The organism is Agriterribacter sp., assembly GCF_035444585.1.
GTDB lineage: Bacteria > Bacteroidota > Bacteroidia > Chitinophagales > Chitinophagaceae > Agriterribacter.
The window spans coordinates 1-19,644 of record NZ_DAOMOZ010000075.1 but is presented as its reverse complement, the minus strand read 5'-3'; the positions used below and the strand labels follow the sequence as shown (position 1 = coordinate 19,644).

The following is a 19,644-nucleotide window of genomic DNA, read 5'->3' as shown; positions in this document are numbered from 1 at the left end:
TTAGCCTATGGCTTTACCCATAAATCCACCTGCTTTGCAGGTGGTAGTTTAATATAAATCAAAAATCAACAAATCAAAAATTTCTGCTTACCCCTTTCTTACAAGCCATCTCCACATTTCCTTCCAGGTAACTTTTTTGCCGTAGAGCAGAATGCCGGTGCGGTAAATTTTTGCGGTGATCCAGGTAAAAAACAAAAAAGACAATACCAGTAAAAGCATGGAAAGCCCCAATTGCCACCATGGAACTCCATAAGTTATCCTGCCCATCATAACAACGGGAGATGTAAGTGGAAATAAACTTCCAAATACAGCGATACCACTGTCGGGGTCATTGATGGCTTTGGTCATGATAACAAAGCCCAGGATGAGCGGCATCATTACGGGAAAAACCAATTGCTGGGCTTCCTGCTGATCTTCGCTCACCACGCTGCCGATGGCTGCAAACAAAGCAGCGTATAATAGATATCCTCCCAGAAAATAAAAAATAAAACAAAAGAGGATCAGCCCGATGGGAAGCGAATGCAATCCCTGAAAAATAATACCCAGTTTGCCCGAATTTACCTGCTGCGTTGCCGCTGCTCTTATTGCCGGATCAGACAATTGGCTGAATACATCGGGGAAAAGCAAAGGGATAATGAGCTGCAGCAGCCCCATTACTACGATCCATATGGCAAACTGGGTTATCCCAACTGCGCCTATTCCAATTATTTTTCCGAGCATGAGCTGGAAAGGTTTGGCAGAACTGACTATTACTTCGGCAATGCGGTTTGTTTTTTCTTCCATTACACCCCGCATTACCATAGTGCCATATATCAGCAATATCATATAAATAAGAATGCCTGCTATGAATGATACAGCATATGCAACGCCTGCAACGCCCCTTTTTTCACCTTTGCCCGAATCAATGGCATTTTCGATTTCAATATCGGCTTTGATATTTTTGTATATTTCGGGGTCAATGTTTGCGGCGACCAGTCGTTTTTTTTCAATCGCCGCATTGATTTTTTTTTCCAGGGCCGACTTTACAAACAGGTTTACGGCCGACTGACTGTGCACTTTTATTTGTGCATGATCAGTTTCATTTAACGGTGGTATATATAAAAACAGGCTGTATCCTTCCTTTTTATATTTGTTCTTAAAAGATTGCTCCGTTTCATCCTGTATGAAGGTATAGGTTGATTTGTCATTATTTCCCGTTTCTATTACACCATTGAACAGATTGGCTTCATCAAGAACAGCTATCCTTTGTGTATTGCTTTCACCGCTGATGGATACTGCTATAATAATGGCATAGAAACCTACAATCACCAAAGGCACAAGGAGGGTGGTGAGCAAAAAAGATTTCCTTTTTACCCTTGTCATGTATTCCCTCTCAATGATCAGCCTGATTTTGTTCATAAAGTGCGGTATTGTAATAAGTATTCTGAATGTGTTGGTTTTATGCTGAAGTGTTGATCGATTGAAATACTCTGGCCATCGGGGTTCCTTCCACAAGCCTGATGAAAATATCGTTTAAAGAGGGGAGTATCTCATTAAAAGATATGATCTCGTGGCCCTGTGCAAGCAGATGCTGCAATACATCGTGAGGCTTATATCCTTCATGGATCTTTAAGATCAGTCCCTGTCCTTTTTCGCCGGTTACTTCAAAAATGGTATTGCTGCTGATGGTGCCGGCCTTCTTTTCAAAGCCAACCTGAAAAAGATTTTCCTTGAACTCCTGCTTTACATTTTTTACGGAACCATCCAATATTTTATGTCCTTTATTGATAAGTATAATGTGGTTGCAGATCTCTTCCACCTGTTCCATGCGGTGTGTGCTGAAAATTATGGTGCTGCCGTTTTTTGCCAGCCTGAATATTTCATCTTTAATTAAATTGGCATTCACGGGGTCCAGTCCGCTGAAAGGCTCATCCAAAATAATAAGTTTCGGCTCATGGAGCACGGTGGTAACGAATTGTAGTTTTTGACTCATGCCCTTGCTTAAGTCCTGTACTTTTTTATTCCACCAGCTTTCCATTTCCATACGTTGAAACCAGTACCGGATCTTTTCCATGGCTTCGGCTTTGCTTAATCCCTTTAGCCGGGCAAGGTACAGGGCCTGCTCGCCAATTTTCATTTTCTTGTACAATCCCCTTTCCTCGGGCATGTAACCAATCCGGACAATATCATTTATCGCGTCAAATTTTCTTCCTTCAAAAATGATAGAACCGCTATCCGGGAAAAAAATACCGGTGATCATCCTGAGCAAAGTGGTTTTGCCGGCGCCATTGGGCCCCAGCATACCAAATATGGAGCCCTGTTCTATGGTAAAGCTTACATCGTTAACTGCTTTTTGAGTAGCGAAATATTTTTTGAGCTGGTGAACTTCTAAAATGTTCTGCATATATGTATGGGTTGCCCCAGGTTAATTTTGTTACAGAGGTATGAAAAGAAATTAATAAGTGGCAAAGAAGACATAAAGATTCTAAAAAGTTTTGGTACTGCAAAGAAATCGGGTGCATTTGGTGGATCTGGTTAATCTCAAATTTCAAATCTTAAACTTTCCCGATATAGCATTTGCTACTTTCTCGCCATCCATTGCTGCGCTAACGATCCCTCCGGCAAAGCCGGCTCCTTCAGCACAGGGGTACAGGTTATGTATCTGCGGATGATTGAGAGAAATATCATCTCTCGGGATACGAACCGGCGATGAAGTACGGCTTTCCGTGGCAACAACAATGGCTTCATTGCTGTAATAACCTCTCATTTTTTTACCAAAGGCAATAAGCCCTTCCTGCAGGCTGCGACAGATAAATCCGGGTAGAACATCTGCCAGCGATGCGCTGGCTACTCCCGGTAAATACGAGCAGCGCGGGAGGGTAGAAGATGCTTTATTTTTTGTGAAATCGACCATGCGCTGTGCAGGTGCAACAAATTGCCCGCCGCCTGCTGCATAAGCCTTTCTTTCTATGCTTTGCTGGAAATACATGGCCGCGAGCGCCCCGTTTTTTTTAAAAGCCTGCACATCTTTTTCTTCTACCGTAACCACCATACCGCTGTTGGCATAAGGGTTGTTTCGTTTCGACGGGCTCCATCCGTTTACCACCAGCTCGCCGGGGCTGGTAGATGCAGGTGCGATAATGCCTCCGGGGCACATGCAAAAAGAAAATACCCCGCGTTCATTTGCCTGTGTTACCAAACTGTACGAGGCAGGTGGAAGATCAGCGGAGCCGGCTTGGGAAGAGGATATGTTGAGCGGCAAATGATACTGGATCTGATCAATGAGTTGCTGGGGATGTTCGATACGCACACCCAAAGCAAAAGGCTTTAATTCGATGCGTATTTTCCTTTGGTGTAATAAACTGAATATATCCCTTGCCGAATGCCCTGTGGCCAATATAAATGCATCTGCTTCAAATACATTACCATCGAATGTTTTTACAGCTTTCAGAACATCATGTTCAATAACAAAATCAACTACTTTTTTTTCAAACAAAAATATCCCGCCGCAATCTTCTATGGTTTTGCGCATTGCGGCAATAATATGAGGAAGCTTATTGGTGCCGATGTGCGGGTGTGCATCGTATAAAATATTTTCTTCTGCGCCAAAATGAACGAACAGGTTAAGTACGCGGTTCACATCGCCACGCTTATTGCTGCGCGTATATAATTTACCATCGCTGTACGTGCCTGCACCGCCTTCTCCAAAGCAATAATTGCTTTCGGTATTTACGATGCCTTTCTTGTTCAGGATCGCAAGGTCTCTTCTTCTTGCTCTTACATCTTTGCCTCTTTCCAGTACAACAGGACGAATGCCTTTTTCTATCAGTTGCAAAGCCGCAAACAAGCCTGCCGGTCCGGCGCCGATGATAACTGTTTTTTGAGGTGCCCGGCTAACATCCTTAAAATGGAAGCTGAGCGATGCCCGCTGCCGGAACGGCTCATTGATAAATGCATGAACGGTAAGGTTTATCCATACCTGCCTGCTCCTTGCATCAATGGATCTTTTGAGTATATGAAATCCTGAAACCTGCCCCGGTGTAACACCGGTATGCGCAGCAATACGTTCTTTAATAACGAATTCGGTGCCAGCCTCCGAAGGGAGCAGGCGAAGCACAATGTTTTTTTGCATAAAGAGGTCAGGTGTTTATCCTAAAACTCAATTTTTAGTTATTGCCTGTTTAAAAAGGCAGGTCATCCCCGGCATCGGGAGAGGGGATTTCGCTGGTGCTGTAATCATTTGTAGTGGTAACGGCTTCCTGCTGCTGCAGATTGATCGTTTCCATTCTCCAGGCATCAAGATTGGTTATATAGTTCACCTGCCCGTTCTTTTCCCATTTGGTGCCTTTTATGTTGAAATATACTTTCACCGTTTCACCAATCGTAAAACGATCGGGCATGCTGGTTTTGTCCTGCACACATTGAAATTTGGCATAATTGGTAATCATCCTTCCACCAATGTCTTCCGTTTTTTCGATCACAAATTCACGGGTTTTAAATGTTGCGGTGCGTTGTACAGTGTCTGATTTGGCAATCAATTTGCCGGTTAGTTCGTAACTCATTTTAAATAATTGAAAGACAAATGTAGCAGTTATAATGCACTGATGTTTTTGAAATTTTGTTTTTGTTTTTGCATAAAAAAATTTTACCTTCCAGCAAGCAAGCGAAAAGCTGTACAAATGAAAAGAAATATTTCCGTACCAGTATTGATCTTCATTTTTATAGCATCCTGCCAGCTTTCTTACCAGCCACAATCGGTTCAATATGCGGACTATCGCATTAAAAATCCAGGTGAAACGGATACGGGTATTGCAGCGTTCTTAAAACCTTACAGCGATAGCGTGCATAAAAGCATGCATACCGTTATTGCAGTTGCAGAAACTGCATTGCAAAAAAAGCAACCTGAAGGCACCCTGGGCAATTTTTTGGCAGATGCCTTATTGGAAATGGCTGCTGAAAAATTCAATGTTCCTGTAGATGCAGCTTTTTTAAACCCGGGAGGCATAAGAATGGCATACATTGCAAAGGGCCCGGTATCGGTTGGCAATATCTATGAAGTAATGCCATTTGACAATCTGGTGGCATTGCAACAGGTAAAAGGAAATATATTACAGGAGTTCCTCGACCTTACGGCTGCAAAGGGTGGATGGCCGGTAGCAGGATTAACAATGAAAATAAAAGACAATAAAGCTACTGATGTACTAATAGAAGAGAAGCCTTTAAATGCAAATGCTTATTACAATATTGTTAATTCGGACTATATTGTCAACGGTGGCGATAATTGTGATATGCTGAAAGCTGTTCCGGCAACAATAACAGGTTACCTTGTAAGAGATGCTTTTATTGATTATTTCAGCAAACGGAACAAAGCAGGAAAAGAAGTTAATGCAAAAATAGAAAACCGCGTAAGCTATGCTCAATAGAAGGAATTTTTTAAAACAATCTGCATTTATTGCCGGGGGAACGCTGGCATCACCGGGCTACGCATGGGCCGGTGATGCGGAATCTGTGCAAAGGCTTACTGTTTTACATACCAATGATGTGCACAGCAGGTTAGAGCCTTTTCCAATGGATGGAAGCCGTAATGCAGGGCTGGGAGGTGTGGCGGCCCGCGCAGCAATAATAAACTCGGTAAGAAAGCAGGAAGAGCATGTATTGTTATTAGATGCGGGTGACATTTTCCAGGGCACACCTTATTTTAATTTTTACAAAGGCGAACCCGAAATAAAGGCCATGAGCAAAATGAACTATGATGCCGCTACTATGGGTAATCATGATTTTGATGCAGGACTGGAAAATTTTGCCACGCAATTGCAGTATGCCGGTTTTCCTGTATTGCTCTGCAATTATGATTTTAAGAATACGCCGATGGAACATCGCTCTGTTCCGTACAAAATATTTAAAAAGGGAAGACTTAAGATTGGCGTTACAGGCGTTGGCATAGCAATGAAGGGATTGGTGCCGGATGCATTGTACGGCAACACCCTGTATCTTGATCCGGTTGAGCATGCAAATGCCACCGCCGCATACTTAAAAAAGAAGGAAGGCTGTGATATGGTTATTTGTTTGTCGCATTTAGGCTACAGGTACAGGGAGCGCAACAGGATGAGCGATGAAATTTTAGCAAAAGAAACGGAATATATTGACCTTATTATTGGCGGGCATACACATACCTTTATGGATAAACCGGCTGTTTATAAAAATAAATCAGGAGGCGATGTTATTGTTAACCAGGTAGGTTGGGCAGGTATAGTATTGGGCAGACTTGATTTTGTTTTTGAAAAGAATAAAAGTAAAAATTTGGCGAACGCTCACACTGTTGTTATTGGGGAAAAATCAAGTGAATAAAAAATTTTTTTTTCAACAGGAAATGTTGATATTCGCCGCCCTGCCCTACTTTTTTTTGATGAGTTATACACATCAAAAAAACGGACAACTTTTCAGATGTAATATTCTTAATTCAATATATAAACTGCTTTACGGATAATGGATAAAACGCATGATAAAGTATGGCTCAATTGTCTTGGCATTATTAAAGATATTGTAGAGTGGCAGCATTATAAAACATGGTTCGAACCTATTAAACCGGTTGGGTTAAAAGATAAGATTTTAACCATACAGGTTCCCAGCCAGTTTTTTTATGAATATTTAGAAGAGCATTATGTAAATTTATTGGCGAAGACGCTGAAAAGAGAATTAGGAAAGGAAGCAAGGCTGGAATACCGTATAATGGTGGATAGCGGCAACGACAAAAACAAACCCCTCACCATGGATGTTCCGGGACATGGTTTTAAAACGTATTCCAATAATGAAATGGACTTCCCCTTGGTCATAAATAATCCGGTAAAAAATCCCTTTGTAATTCCGGGGTTGAAAAAGATGCAAATTGATTCGCAGCTCAATCCCATATATTCATTTGATTCTTTTATTGAAGGCGATTGCAACCGCGTAGCCCGGCGGGCAGGTAAAACAGTTGCCGAGAAACCCGGTTCTACCTCATTTAATCCGCTGGTGGTATATGGAGGCGTTGGATTAGGAAAAACTCACCTGGCGCAGGCCATAGGTAATGAAGTGAAACGCATCCATTCGCATAAAGTAGTGTTGTATGTAAGTTCCGAGAAGTTTATTAACCAGTTCCAGGATCATAGCCGCAATAATGCCATCAATGATTTCATTCATTTTTACCAGATGATTGATGTTCTGATCGTGGATGATGTACAGTTTTTTAACCGGGCTGAAAAATCACAGGACGCGCTTTTTGCTATTTTTAATCATTTACATCAAAGCGGTAAACAGCTTATTCTTACTTCCGATAAATCGCCCAAAGATCTGGAAGGTGTACAGGAAAGATTGCTCAGCAGGTTTCGCTGGGGGCTGAGCGCTGATATGCAGTTGCCCGATTATGAAACCAGGATGGACATCCTCGAAAAGAAGATGAAGAATGACGGGTTGGATATGCCGAAGGAAGTTGTAAAGTACATTGCTTATAATATTCAAAGCAATGTAAGAGAGCTGGAAGGAGCTTTAATTTCTCTTTTGGCACAGTCTTCGCTCAACAAAAGGGAAATAGACCTTGAATTGGCAAAAAAAGTGCTGCGAAATTTTGTAAAAACATCTTCAAAGGAGATCACGATCGAAACCATTCAGAAAATGGTTTGCGATTACTTTAATCTTCCGTATGAGCGGCTTCTTCAAAAGACCCGTAAGCGGGAAATTGTGCAGGCGCGGCAGATCACTATGTATCTTGCCAAACAGTTCACAAAAAATTCTTTAAAAACAATTGGAGAACATTTTGGAGGGAGAGATCACACTACCGTTATTCACTCCTGTCAAACAGTAAAGGATCTTATGGATACCGATGGATTGTTCAGGGAGAGCGTAGTGGAATTGCAGCAGAAGGTACAACTGGCGGCCATGTAAAAAATATTAAAGATCAATAGCAACCCCGTGATAACTCGGGGTTTTTTATTTTAACAAATTAAAGCCGGATGGTATGATCATAAACAGAGCTGTGATGATAACAGGAAAAGTGCAGGGTGTGTTTTTCAGGGGAAGCACCCGGGAAATGGCGGAAAAGTGCGGCGTTAAAGGTGAGGTAAAGAATATGCCGGACGGCTCTGTGCAATTAATAGCTGAAGGCGATGAAGAGGCTGTGAAGGCTTTGATCGCCTGGTGCCACTACGGGCCACCGCGGGCAGAAGTGACAGGAGTAAGCGTGACAGAAGGAATAGTAAAAGGCTATAAAAATTTTAGCGTAATGCGTTTTTAATATTTGGGTTTTTTGATGATTCACCCTATTTTTGCCGTCCTTCAGCAAAAGGTGAGGTGGATGAGTGGCTGAAATCAGTAGTTTGCTAAACTGCCGTACGGGTAACTCTGTACCGCGGGTTCGAATCCCGCCCTCACCGCAGCTTGTTTATGAGGTTGACAATAAAAGTCAGCCTTTTTTCTTTTAAAACAGCTTCTTCATCTTTGATAAGCTCGCATCTTTTGTATGGTTTGTTTTTTGTTCGGCCTTAATGCGCCCGCATTGCGCCGTCTTAATAACAATGCTGTTCTTTAGCTATCTTTGAACAGTTAAATTCAATAGTTATATGAAAGAAGTTGTCATTATCTCCGCGGTGCGTACTCCAATCGGCAGTTTCGGTGGTTCATTAAAAGATATATCAGCTACAAAGTTGGGCGCTGCAGCTATAAAAGGCGCTTTACAAAAAGCAGGCATTGGTCCCGAACAGGTACAGGATGTGTTGATGGGCTGCGTGTTGCAGGCCAACCTGGGACAGGCTCCCGCAAGACAGGCCGCGATATTCGCGGGATTACCCGATGAAGTAAATTGCACTACTGTTAATAAAGTATGCGCCAGCGGCATGAAAGCAATTGCACTGGCTGCTCAAAGTATAGCGTTGGGCGATGCTGATATTGTAGTGGCAGGCGGCATGGAAAGTATGAGCAATGCGCCTTTTTATGCGGAGCATTTGCGTTGGGGAAATAAATATGGCAATGCTGTATTGACAGATGGTTTGGCAAAAGATGGCTTAACAGATGTATACGATGGTAAGGCTATGGGAAATGCAGCGGAATTGTGTGCCGGTGAATGTGGAATCAGCCGTGAGGAGCAGGATGCATTTGCTGTAGAAAGTTACAGGCGCAGCCAGCAGGCCTGGGAGAAAAAAAGTTTTGCCGATGAAATAATACCCGTGGAAGTGCCCAGGCGCAAAGGAGATCCGGTTATATTTTCAGAAGATGAAGAACCTTTTAATGTGAAGTTTGATAAGATACCTTCGCTTAACCCCGCTTTTCAGAAAAACGGAACGGTAACAGCAGCCAATGCAAGCACTTTAAATGATGGTGCAGCCGCGCTGGTATTAATGAGTAAAGAAAAAGCGGAGGAGCTGGGACTGAAGCCTGTTGCCAGGATCGTTTCTTATGCGGATGCAGCGCAGTCACCCGAATGGTTTACTACCACGCCTTCCATTGCAGTGCCTAAAGCAGTGGCGAAGGCAGGATTGAAAATGCAGGATATCAGTTACTGGGAGCTGAATGAAGCATTCAGCGTGGTGGGTATTGAAAACAGCAGGAGAATGGCCCTGGATCCCGCAAAGGTAAATGTACATGGCGGGGCGGTGGCACTTGGACATCCGTTGGGGGCAAGCGGTGCGCGGATCATAGTTACCCTTATTAATGTGCTCAAACAAAACAATGGAAAATATGGCGCCGCAGGTATTTGTAACGGCGGGGGAGGCGCCAGCGCTATGGTAATTGAAAATGTGAAGTAGAAGGAAAAAAAGCACCAGGAAAACCCAAAAACAAGAACCCAGGCCGGAAAAATTTAAATCCGAAGTCCTTAAGCTTTAAATCCGAAGGAATACACGATAATCCAAAATCAGAAATCAACAAATCAAAAATCAGAAATAATTCAACTGCCCCCCGATCTCTAAGCACCAAATAACAGGCATCAAGCCTGTTCGCCGGGAGAATATAAATTTCAAATACTAAAAATCGAATGCGGAAGCCCGAAGTTCGAAGTGAAATGTAATCTCAAATTTTAGATCTCAAATTTTAAATCCTTATAACTTTTCTTCTTTGGGAGAAAATAATTTTATGGAATTTTGATTTTCCTGCATCTTGTCGGGAGTTCTTTTTGTTTTATTTAACACGCAATTGATGGTATAAATAAACTAAATTTATAGTTTTATTATATCTGATCCTCTAACAAGCGAAATCTTTGTATGACCATCAAACGAATTCTTATATCAATAGGCATACTGTTGATATTATCTGCCACTGCTTACGCGGTTTTCTTCCGCGATACAAAAATAAATAACGACATACTGCTTGAAGTAAAGAAAAATGATTTTGAAGTGAATATCCTCACTACCGGAGAGTTGCGCTCCAAAAGCATGACCATGATATCGGCGCCTACAAAGTTACGCCAGTTGGGCATTTACCAGATCAAAATTGCAGACATGGTGCCTGAGGGAACGTTGGTAAAGGAAGGAGCGTTTGTTGTGTCGCTGGATAATTCGGATGTGCTGACCAAAATAAAAGACCAGCAGTTGAATATAGACAAAAAAAATGCTGAAATAAAGCAGGCTTCGCTTGATACAATGATGGAACTAAGAACGCTCCGCGATGAAATAGTAAACCTTGGGTTCGACCTTGAACAAAAGGTGCTGGAAAAGGAGCAGTCGCGGTATGAAGCCCCTGCTGAAATAAAAAGAGTGCAGTTAGAATACGAAAAGGCCCAAAGGACCCTCCGGCAAAAGAAGGATAATTACAAAACCAAGCAAATTCAAACCCAAACCAAAATGCAGATACTGGGGTCAGACCTTCAGCAACTAACAAACTATATGGAAGGGCTCACCAGCATTTTAAGCCAGCTTACCATCAGCGCGCCCAAAAGCGGGATGCTGGTATATGATAAGAACTGGAACGGGCAAAAAAAAACGGTAGGTACCCTTGTTGAACTGTGGAATCCTACACTGGCAACGTTGCCGGATCTTACGCAAATGGAGGTGCTTACTTATGTAAATGAGGTGGATATACAAAAAGTAAAAGTGGGGCAGGCGGTTGATATTGGATTGGATGCCGCCGCGGATAAAAAATTAAAAGGCATTGTAAAAAGCGTTGCCAATATAGGTGAAGAAAAGCCCAACAGCGATGCGAAGGTTTTTGAAGTGCTCATTGATGTGCTTACCAAGGATCCTATCCTAAAACCCGCTATGACGGTAAGCTGCAAAATTGCAACAGAAAAATATAAAGATGCGCTGCAGGTGCCGCTGGAAACGATATACAATGATGCAAACGGGAGCTTTATTTTTAAAAGAATGGATGGCGGACTGATAAAGCAATATGTAAAAGTATATACGGTTAATGAAAGCAATGCGCTTATTACCAACGGGCTGAAGGAAGGCGACAAGGTTTACCACAACCTGCCGTCTGATACAACCGGTTTGAAAATGTTTAAGCCGGATTCTACTGCGGAAATAAAGCCAAAGCAACTGATCAGCATTGATTCTGCAGAAGCCAGGCGATTGAATGAGCAGGCTGGCAAAGAAAACAAAAACCAGGGTGGGGGTGGCAATGACGGGATCATTATTGTGAATTGACATTTCATAAACCATTTCAGCCGGTATGCGATTACAACGAATCTTATTCAATTTTGACATTGGTATCCGGGCCTTATTCCAAAACAGGATGAGGGCTGTACTTACTTCCCTGGGTATAATCTTCGGCGTAGCTTCTGTTATTGCCATGCTGGCCATTGGTAAAGGAGCGGAAAAAGAAATACTGGAACAGATCAAGCAGGTGGGTTCCAACAATGTAATTATCAAATCAAGGATGGATGATCCGTCCAGAAAAAATGATGATGCCGAATCTTCCGATAATTCCACGGCTTCCGGCAATAAAGAAAGCAGGGATAAAAAAAATTTTTCGCCGGGCTTGAGCATGTCTGATGCGGATGACATTATGCGTAATATCAGCACAGTGAAGTTTGTGAGTCCCGAAATCGAATTGCAAACACAGTTCATGTTTGATGGACTGAACATGAATGGCAAGCTTATCGGGGTTACGAATTACTATTTTGAAACTACGGGCGCAACTCTTTTTGACGGCAGCTTTTTTTCGGACCAGCAAATGGAAAATGCAGAACCTGTTTGTATCATAGGACGAAACATTAAAACAAAGCTTTTTGCCGGTAAAGACCCTGTTGGCCAATACCTGAAATGCGGTAATACCTGGCTGTTGATCATAGGGGTTCTGGGCGATAAGCATGTAGATGCGAAAGATATGGAGAAGCTGTCTGTTCGCAATCTGAACAATGAAGTTTACCTTCCTGTTAATACCATGCTTATCCGCTACAGCAACCGTTCACTGGTAACCACCGAAAAAATAAGGAGGATGCGCAACAGGAGAAATCAGGATCCTTCTAACTACAATCAGTTGGATAGGATAGTGGTGCACGTTGCAAAAAGTGAAATGATGATGCCAACTGTTGAAGTGTTATCCCGCCTGCTTTCAAGACGTCACCAGCAGGTTGAGGATTATGAAATTGTGGTGCCGGAACTTTTATTGAAGCAGGAACAAAAAACAAAATCCCTTTTTAATGTAGTGCTGGCCATTATTGCTTCTATTTCATTGATCGTGGGAGGCATAGGCATCATGAATATCATGCTTGCATCTGTGCTGGAAAGAACCCGTGAAATTGGCTTACGCCTGGCCCTGGGCGCAACTAAAAAAGATGTTGTTATGCAATTTCTGGGAGAGGCGGTGAGCATAAGTGTTACGGGAGGCTTAATTGGCGTTGTACTGGGCATTACCACCAGTTTGCTGATAAAAAGCACAACAGGGATACAAACTATTATATCTCCTGAGTCTATCGTCATTTCATTTACCATATCCATAGCGGTAGGTTTAATATTCGGAATATTACCTGCCAGGCGCGCTGCAAAGAGTGATCCTGTTGTATCATTGAGATCAGATTAAAGCAGGGTAAAAGACTTCTTTTTTAAGCCGATTTCCAAACCATAAAATACCATATACTTGAAACCTGTTTTATTCCTTATTGTTGCGCTGACATGCCTGTGCCAGCCTGCTGCATCGCAAAAGAAAATGGTTTTATCATTGCAGGAAGCCGTAGGAGTGGCAAGAGGGCAAAGCTTACTTGCAAAACAAATTGAGGCCGATTACAGCAGCTATGTGCACCGTTACCAATCTTTTAAAGCTTCTTTAAAACCCCAACTGAGTCTGGATGGAACATTGCCGTCTTACGACCGGTCCCTGCTGAATATTGTTCAGCCGGACGGCTCTTATAAAGTGCAGTCCGTAAGACGTTCGTTGTTGGGCAGCAATCTTACTGTAACCCAAAATATTTTTTGGACCGGCGGTAATATATATGTTTCATCGGGCGCCAATTTGTTTACCAACAAAGGCACGGGGCTCGACCAGCGGCAATGGCAAACGGCTCCTTTCCAGATAGGGATCGTTCAGCCTTTGAGTTTGTTCAATACAGTGAAATGGAATTTTGAGCAGGAGAAGCTCCGGATGAAGCAGGCGACCAAGCAGCAGATCGAATTGTATGAAAATTTATCCGGCCAGATAACGGCAGCTTATTTCGATTTATATGTATCTGAAATGGTGCTGAACAATGCCCGGCAGAATGTGCAGGTGAATGATACCCTGTATAAAATTTCTACAGGTCGTTTTAATGTGGGACGCATAGCAGAAAATGAATTGTTGCAGGTTGAACTGCAGTTGATGAATGCCCGCAATGCTGTAACCCAGGGAGAGGTGAATGTGCAGGCAAATGCAAAGCGCCTGGCTAATCTTTTGGGATTGGACAGCAACACCGATTTTGAGCTGGTGCCGGTAACAGATGCCCCTGTATTTTCGGTAGACATGAAGCTTGCTGTTGAAGAGGCCAAAAGTAACCGCAGTGATATGCTGGGTTTTGATTTACAGGAGAACAATGCCAGACGGCAAGTAAGACAAAGCCAGTCGAACGCTTTTGCAAGCGGCAATATAAGGCTCAGTTATGGACTGAATCAAACTGCTATGACACTGGCGGGAGCTTATCAAAACCCACTGGATTTCCAGCAGGTGAATATTGGATACTCGCTGCCCTTATTTGGATTTGGAAGAAGCAGGCATGATATTGCTGCCAGCAAGGCCAATTTAGAATCTACGCAGGCCGGGATCGCATTTCAGAAAAAAGAGTTTGAGCTTGAAATTGAAAACACGGTCAATCAATTCATGCAATTGCAATCTGCATTAATGATATCTGCTAAAAGTGATACTATTGCTCAAAAAAGGTATGAAGTGGCAAGGAACAGGTATATACTGGGTAAAATAAGCATCACTGATCTTGGGCTGGCGCAGGAAGCCAAAGACAATGCCGTAGTAGATTATGTGAGGATGCTGCAGCAATACTGGCAGTCTTATTACGACATTCGCCGGGTAACGCTGTATGATTTTGAAAAGAACCTGCCGATCAGCAACTAAGGGAACCCATACCAACAGCAACTTAAAATGCTTTTAGTATGTATCCTTATAGTATGTATCCTTATGTTTCTTTTCTGTAAAAAAGAGGCCGTCCGGAAGGTAATGTTTTGTTTTACCGCAACTTCCCGCTAAGCCACAAAAATAAAACCTGTGTCTTGGCGTATTAGTGACACAGTTTGTTCCTTTGAAGACAGCCTCCTTAACAGATGAGGGCTTATTTCCCGTTGTTCTTACTGCCCAGCAGTAATATTTCATTTACCTGCACTTCTGTGGTATATTTCTTAATACCTTCTTTGTCTACATAATTGCGCGTAACCAGTTTCCCCTCAAGGGCTACCTGGCTGCCTTTGGTCAGGTATTTTTCTATTACTTCTGCATTTTTGCCCCACGCAACAGCGGTATGCCATTGCGTTTCTTTTACTGTTTCGCCTTTTGCGTTGCGATAACTTTCATTGGTAGCAATAGATACCCTTGCCATTTTTTTTCCCGATTCTGTATTCCGTACATCCGGGTTATTGCCTAAATTGCCGATCAATTGCACCTTGTTTTGTAGAGCGTTCATAATACTGCGTTTTTAATTGTTTTTAAATTGTATTTCCTTTCTGCGGGTTCTGAAAGCGCTTTCCCTTTTTTACCGTACAAAGATGCACCTGCGGGAAGCCTTAGCCGGTAAATAGTCGTTTAAAACCGATTATAGTCGTTTATAAGCGTTTATAAACGGATAAACAGGGGTGTATTTCTTTCTGAATATTAATGTAAAAGTTTAATTTTATCGTGGTCTCCCCCAAATGGAGATTGAGAAACACTTTTTTGTTACTTCCAAAATGCAACTTATGACAGACACCCCGCAACAGGTTTATTGCCTCTATTGCGGTAAGCCGGTTAAAGGCAGGATTGATAAAAAATTCTGTGACGACTGGTGCCGCAACGCCCACAACAACAAACGCTACAGCCAAACTTCCAATTTTGTTCGCAACGTTAATACCATTCTGCGCAAGAACAGGCAGATACTGGAAACATTGATCCCGAATGGAAAAGAAATAGCCAAAGCTCCTAAGAAAAGGCTTGCTGAAAGGGGGTTTAATTTCCAGTTTATCACGCATACCTATACGACCAAAAAAGGGTTAACCTATTTTTTTTGTTATGAATATGGCTATCTTTCCATTGAACACGATTATTGCCTGCTGATGAGTCGCGACAAATACGATGATATATCTTAGGTTATGCAAACAGCCTGATGAATATTGCATTGCCCCCCCTAACAGGGAGTCCTTCCGAAACATATACCAGCGGCGGATTACCGGATTGAAGAAATACTAATTTTTTAATTTTATATTTATACGTATTATTTTTTTATTTTTGTAGTAAAACCGGGTTTATGGATGCTAAAGTCACCTTAAGCTTTAATGCAAAAATCATCAAGCAGGCAAAAGAATATGCAGAAGGCCAGGGGATCAGCCTTAGCAGGCTTACAGAAATCTTACTTCGCAAGCTTACCAGCGGTGGCTATAACAATATTGAAGATTTCCCTGTTGATGAGTGGGTGAGCATGGTTTCGGAGGGTGAGGCCGAATATATCACCAGGCCCAAAAGCAACAAAAAGCTTAAAGCAACATTCTACGAAAGCAGAAAGAAAAAATAATGCGTATTTTTTTGGATACCAATATTCTCGTTTCTGTCTTAAATAAAGAATATCCCCTCTTTCCTTATACGGCAAGATTGTTGAGTTTAACCCGGTATAAGGAATTCACTCTGATCACGTCTTCCGTATGCCTGGCCATTACTTTTTATTTTGCCGAAAAAAAGCACGGTACTTCACTGGCCCGCAATAAAATAGCGCTGCTGCTGGAACATATTGAAGTGGCAGACTGCGGGGAAAAGGAAGCAAAAATGGCTGTTCAGAATAAGCAGGCCCACGATTTTGAGGACGCTCTGCAATATTATTGCGCCCTGCATGCCGGTTGCGAACATATTATAACCAATGACCTGAACGATTTTTATTTTGCGGAGATCGGGGTTTTAACGCCGGAAGCCTTTCTGATAAGATATGGTCCGCGTTAATAGCGTTCGCAGCACGGTTTTGACTTCATTCGGTTCATTCCTGGATTTTACGAAACCTAATGCAGGCATTGATGCTGTTGTGTCCGGTAAACCGGCCTTATCCTGCCGGCAAAAGCTGCCCCAGCTTTTTCATGAAGATTTCTCTCGCTATCATTTCTGCTCCAAAACTTTCCAAATGTGCCGTATACACCTGACAGTCTATTAAGTCAATCCCTTCCTGCTTTAATTGTTCTACATACCGGATGAACGCAAATTTACTGGCATTGCTTTGGCGGCTGAACATGCTTTCTCCAAAAAACACTTTACCCAGTTTTATACCGTACAATCCACCTGCCAGTTCATCACCCATCCATGCTTCGGCACTGTGCGCATACCCTTTTTCATGGAGCAGGCAGTATGCTTCCTCCACTTCATCTGTTATCCATGTGCCGCCAGGCTGGTCTTTCCGCAAACTGGTTTTGCACCCCCTGATAACCGAACGGAAACAGGTATTCGTGCTAAAACGGAAAACCTCTTTTTTGATCAGTTGCCGCATGGTTTTGCTCACTTTCAGCTTTCCGGGGAAAAGCACAAACCGGGGGTTGGGGCACCACCATAAGGGTATATCTCCCTCATACCACGGAAAAATGCCGCTGCGATAGGCTAAAAGAAGCCTTTCTGTTGATAAATCTCCGCCCATAGCCAGCAGCCCATCCGGTTCTGCGAGGTGAACAGGCGGAAAAATAAGCTCTCCTTGTAATGCGAACAGGGCCATTGATGCGAAGATAGGCAGAAAGGATATATAGCTAAATAGCAGGTCTTCATGTAATTATTTCCGTTCAAATAAAATATGGCGCTGTGCAACGGTTTATATAGTAGCATTGTCAGACAGAATGTTAGAACCGGATGACTGACTATCAACAATTAGTAAAAGATTGCCTGAAGGGAAAAGCTACGGCCCAGCAACAATTGTACGATTTGTATGCTGAGCAGATGCTTGGCATATGCTATCGCTATACCAAATCCCTTGCAGATGCGGAAGATGTACTACAGGAAGGCTTTGTAAAGGTTTTCAAATATTTACACCAGTACCGTTCCGACGGGGAACTGGGCGCATGGATAAGACGCATTATGGTGAACACAGCGATCAACTATCTTAAACAGAACAGCAAATACCAGTACGACCTCTCATTTACAGACCCTGTGCTCCACCCTGTATCGGAAGACAACCCGCAGATATATATGCAGGCAAAAGAGCTGGCAAATTTGGTAAGGCAATTGCCAACAGGCTATCAAACTGTATTTAATATGCATGCTGTTGAAGGATACACACACGTAGAGATCGGAGAGATACTGGGGATAAATGAAGGTACTTCCCGTTCTCAGTATATGAGGGCAAGAAATTTACTGATCAATTGGATAGAAAAACATTCTGTTGAATCTAAACTGGGACTCTATGCCGGAAAATGATTTTGAAAAGCAGGTGCAACAGCTATTTAATGATATGAGGCTGAAGCCGTCTGCAGAAGTTTGGCCCAAAGTGAGCGATCGGATCCGTAAAGGTAAGAGCCGTAAAAGAGCATTTGCATGGCTTCCCCTGGCACTGCTTCTTCTGGGCGGCGGAGGATACTGGCTGCTGCAAAATAATGATAATCCGCTGCCATCAGACCATATTACAAAAACAGCTCCCGTTCCCGGAAATGATAACAGGGATATTTCTTCAAAGGAAAGTCGCCCGGTTCCGGAAAACACTGATGACATTTCAAAAACAGACCAGCAAAAAATAAATATTGAGGTAGCGCCATCTGCCGGTAACAAAGCAGCGGGTGGCAATTTAAATAACGACGGTTCAGGTTCTGGTTCTCATGCTTCAAACGGACAACGCAATTCCGTGAAGTCACCGGTAAACATTCAGGCATTGGATAATACAAAACAACGGGTTCAGCCTGCTGTTCAATTACCAGTGCCTGATAATGCCGGTAACCACAATGCCATTGCCGGGAAAAAGAATGAAGCCACTCATTCAATACCGGGAAGCAGGAAAGAAAACATGACTTATACCAACGGGCTTGAGCCATTTAATTCTATAAATAAAAATTTGGTATCCACACCCCTTACCGGTGTGCTACAATCCGTTGAGAAAGGCTCTTCCCTGCTTCCGGGCATTGAAACAAAGAAAATACTCAATGATATTGCAAAAGGAAATATTCCCGAAGCTCCGGTTAAGCTGGCAAAAAAGAAGGCCTGGGAATGGGGCATTTCCGGCGGGGCCGGGATGTCGTCAGTCGGCGATGGCTTATCTGACCTTTTTGGCAACACCAGTGCCGAAAAATCGCTCCTTAATGCCTTGCCCAATGCGCCCAATATGACAAATAATATTGGTTTCCTTACCGGGCAAAACAGTATGGTTGCCGCGCTGCCACCCCCTGCTTCTCCTGTAAAAAGCGGCATGGCCTGGCAGGCAGGGGCGTTTGCAAAATGGAAAGTTACTTCCCGGCTGGCGATCACAGGCGGGTTGCAATACCGTTATTATTCAACCAAAAGGGCAGTGGGCAATGATATCAACAACTACCGGCTTGCATTGGGCAACACACAGAATGACGCAAATGCCAGCTATGCAGGGTATTATGTTGGCAGGGAAAACATCAATTATACCAACCGCTATCATTTTATTGAAATACCTGCAGGGGTAGAATGGCAGTTAAATAAAGCTGCCAAATTTCCTTTATTGTTAAACGGAGGATTATCTCTTTCCTGGCTTGCAAATACAACCGCGGTGCATTATCACGGGCAAACGGGGTCGTATTATAAAGACAGGACCTTATTCAATAAAATGCACGCGGGCATATATGCGGGGATCTCAGCTAAACTCTTTGCCAATAGCCGCCGTCCACTTTATATAGGGCCTGTTGTTCAGTATAATCTCACCAACCTGCTCAAGCCTTCCGTAAACCCGGATCAGCATTTTATGTATACAGGTCTGAAAGCGGAATGGGTACTGTTCAAAAAATAAAAATACCGGCTTTTTATTTCTTCCTGTAAGCGCATTGCGGCAGCATATAAAATAATTAACCCACATTGCAGTTACATCGGTGTAAAAGGTTGATGATTAATATTTTCTAT

General features: G+C 42.8%; 19 protein-coding genes and 1 tRNA gene. 14 read left to right on the top strand and 6 right to left on the bottom strand.

Annotated features, from left to right (window positions below):
* Positions 1-87: 87 nt before the first annotated feature.
* From PLH26_RS10075 to PLH26_RS10060, 4 genes are all read right to left on the bottom strand, one after another.
* Positions 88-1,398: an ABC transporter permease gene (locus PLH26_RS10075; protein ID WP_324585886.1), complete on the bottom strand. Its 1,311-nt coding sequence runs from the start codon at positions 1,396-1,398 to the stop codon at positions 88-90.
* 40 nt (positions 1,399-1,438) lie between these two features.
* Positions 1,439-2,383, bottom strand: coding sequence for an ABC transporter ATP-binding protein (locus PLH26_RS10070; protein ID WP_324585885.1), 945 nt, complete (start codon positions 2,381-2,383; stop codon positions 1,439-1,441).
* Between the two features lie 144 nt (positions 2,384-2,527).
* On the bottom strand, positions 2,528-4,111 hold the full coding sequence (locus tag PLH26_RS10065; RefSeq protein ID WP_324585884.1) for an NAD(P)/FAD-dependent oxidoreductase: 1,584 nt from the start codon (positions 4,109-4,111) through the stop codon (positions 2,528-2,530).
* Positions 4,112-4,160: 49 nt separating this feature from the next.
* Positions 4,161-4,541, bottom strand: a complete 381-nt coding sequence (locus PLH26_RS10060) for a DUF3127 domain-containing protein (RefSeq protein ID WP_324585883.1) — start codon at positions 4,539-4,541, stop codon at positions 4,161-4,163.
* Between the two features lie 117 nt (positions 4,542-4,658).
* Between PLH26_RS10060 and PLH26_RS10055 the strand changes: the two genes are divergently transcribed.
* From PLH26_RS10055 to PLH26_RS10015, 9 genes are all read left to right on the top strand, one after another.
* Positions 4,659-5,402: a 5'-nucleotidase C-terminal domain-containing protein gene (locus tag PLH26_RS10055; protein ID WP_324585882.1), complete on the top strand. Its 744-nt coding sequence runs from the start codon at positions 4,659-4,661 to the stop codon at positions 5,400-5,402.
* Positions 5,392-6,327 carry a bifunctional metallophosphatase/5'-nucleotidase gene (locus tag PLH26_RS10050; protein ID WP_324585881.1) on the top strand — a complete coding sequence of 312 codons (936 nt, stop codon included), beginning with the start codon at positions 5,392-5,394 and terminating at the stop codon, positions 6,325-6,327. Before PLH26_RS10055 ends, PLH26_RS10050 begins: the two co-directional genes overlap by 11 nt.
* Before the next feature lie 138 nt (positions 6,328-6,465).
* Entirely contained in the window at positions 6,466-7,899 is a 1,434-nt protein-coding gene (gene dnaA / locus PLH26_RS10045; RefSeq protein WP_324585880.1) for a chromosomal replication initiator protein DnaA, read from the top strand.
* Between the two features lie 73 nt (positions 7,900-7,972).
* The gene (locus tag PLH26_RS10040) at positions 7,973-8,248 is read left to right on the top strand and encodes an acylphosphatase (RefSeq protein ID WP_324585879.1); all 276 of its coding nucleotides are present in this window, start codon (positions 7,973-7,975) and stop codon (positions 8,246-8,248) included.
* A 50-nt stretch (positions 8,249-8,298) separates the two neighbouring features.
* Positions 8,299-8,387: transfer RNA gene (locus PLH26_RS10035), tRNA-Ser, on the top strand.
* Between the two features lie 186 nt (positions 8,388-8,573).
* A complete protein-coding gene (locus tag PLH26_RS10030; protein WP_324585878.1) occupies positions 8,574-9,755 on the top strand; it encodes a thiolase family protein in 1,182 nt (393 codons plus the stop codon).
* Positions 9,756-10,208: 453 nt separating this feature from the next.
* Positions 10,209-11,588, top strand: coding sequence for an efflux RND transporter periplasmic adaptor subunit (locus PLH26_RS10025; RefSeq protein ID WP_324585877.1), 1,380 nt, complete (start codon positions 10,209-10,211; stop codon positions 11,586-11,588).
* Between the two features lie 25 nt (positions 11,589-11,613).
* Positions 11,614-12,966, top strand: coding sequence for an ABC transporter permease (locus PLH26_RS10020; RefSeq protein ID WP_324585876.1), 1,353 nt, complete (start codon positions 11,614-11,616; stop codon positions 12,964-12,966).
* Between the two features lie 57 nt (positions 12,967-13,023).
* Positions 13,024-14,481, top strand: coding sequence for a TolC family protein (locus PLH26_RS10015; RefSeq protein ID WP_324585875.1), 1,458 nt, complete (start codon positions 13,024-13,026; stop codon positions 14,479-14,481).
* Between the two features lie 214 nt (positions 14,482-14,695).
* Here PLH26_RS10015 and PLH26_RS10010 read toward each other — a convergent pair whose 3' ends face one another.
* The gene (locus PLH26_RS10010; RefSeq protein ID WP_324585874.1) at positions 14,696-15,043 is read right to left on the bottom strand and encodes a single-stranded DNA-binding protein; all 348 of its coding nucleotides are present in this window, start codon (positions 15,041-15,043) and stop codon (positions 14,696-14,698) included.
* 271 nt (positions 15,044-15,314) lie between these two features.
* On the opposite strand from PLH26_RS10010, the gene PLH26_RS10005 reads away from it, so the two are divergent.
* The 3 genes from PLH26_RS10005 (at position 15,315) to PLH26_RS09995 (ending at position 16,542) form a co-directional block, all read left to right on the top strand.
* A complete protein-coding gene (locus PLH26_RS10005) occupies positions 15,315-15,701 on the top strand; it encodes a hypothetical protein (protein ID WP_324585873.1) in 387 nt (128 codons plus the stop codon).
* A 158-nt stretch (positions 15,702-15,859) separates the two neighbouring features.
* Positions 15,860-16,123: a DUF6364 family protein gene (locus PLH26_RS10000; protein WP_324585872.1), complete on the top strand. Its 264-nt coding sequence runs from the start codon at positions 15,860-15,862 to the stop codon at positions 16,121-16,123.
* An 11-nt stretch (positions 16,124-16,134) separates the two neighbouring features.
* Entirely contained in the window at positions 16,135-16,542 is a 408-nt protein-coding gene (locus PLH26_RS09995; protein ID WP_324585871.1) for a type II toxin-antitoxin system VapC family toxin, read from the top strand.
* A gap of 97 nt (positions 16,543-16,639) precedes the next feature.
* Here PLH26_RS09995 and aat read toward each other — a convergent pair whose 3' ends face one another.
* Positions 16,640-17,296: a leucyl/phenylalanyl-tRNA--protein transferase gene (gene aat / locus PLH26_RS09990; protein ID WP_324585870.1), complete on the bottom strand. Its 657-nt coding sequence runs from the start codon at positions 17,294-17,296 to the stop codon at positions 16,640-16,642.
* Positions 17,297-17,427: 131 nt separating this feature from the next.
* On the opposite strand from aat, the gene PLH26_RS09985 reads away from it, so the two are divergent.
* Both PLH26_RS09985 and PLH26_RS09980 read left to right on the top strand, forming a co-directional pair.
* Positions 17,428-17,991: an RNA polymerase sigma factor gene (locus tag PLH26_RS09985; protein WP_324585869.1), complete on the top strand. Its 564-nt coding sequence runs from the start codon at positions 17,428-17,430 to the stop codon at positions 17,989-17,991.
* Positions 17,978-19,534, top strand: coding sequence for a hypothetical protein (locus PLH26_RS09980; RefSeq protein WP_324585868.1), 1,557 nt, complete (start codon positions 17,978-17,980; stop codon positions 19,532-19,534). Before PLH26_RS09985 ends, PLH26_RS09980 begins: the two co-directional genes overlap by 14 nt.
* Positions 19,535-19,644: the final 110 nt, after the last annotated feature.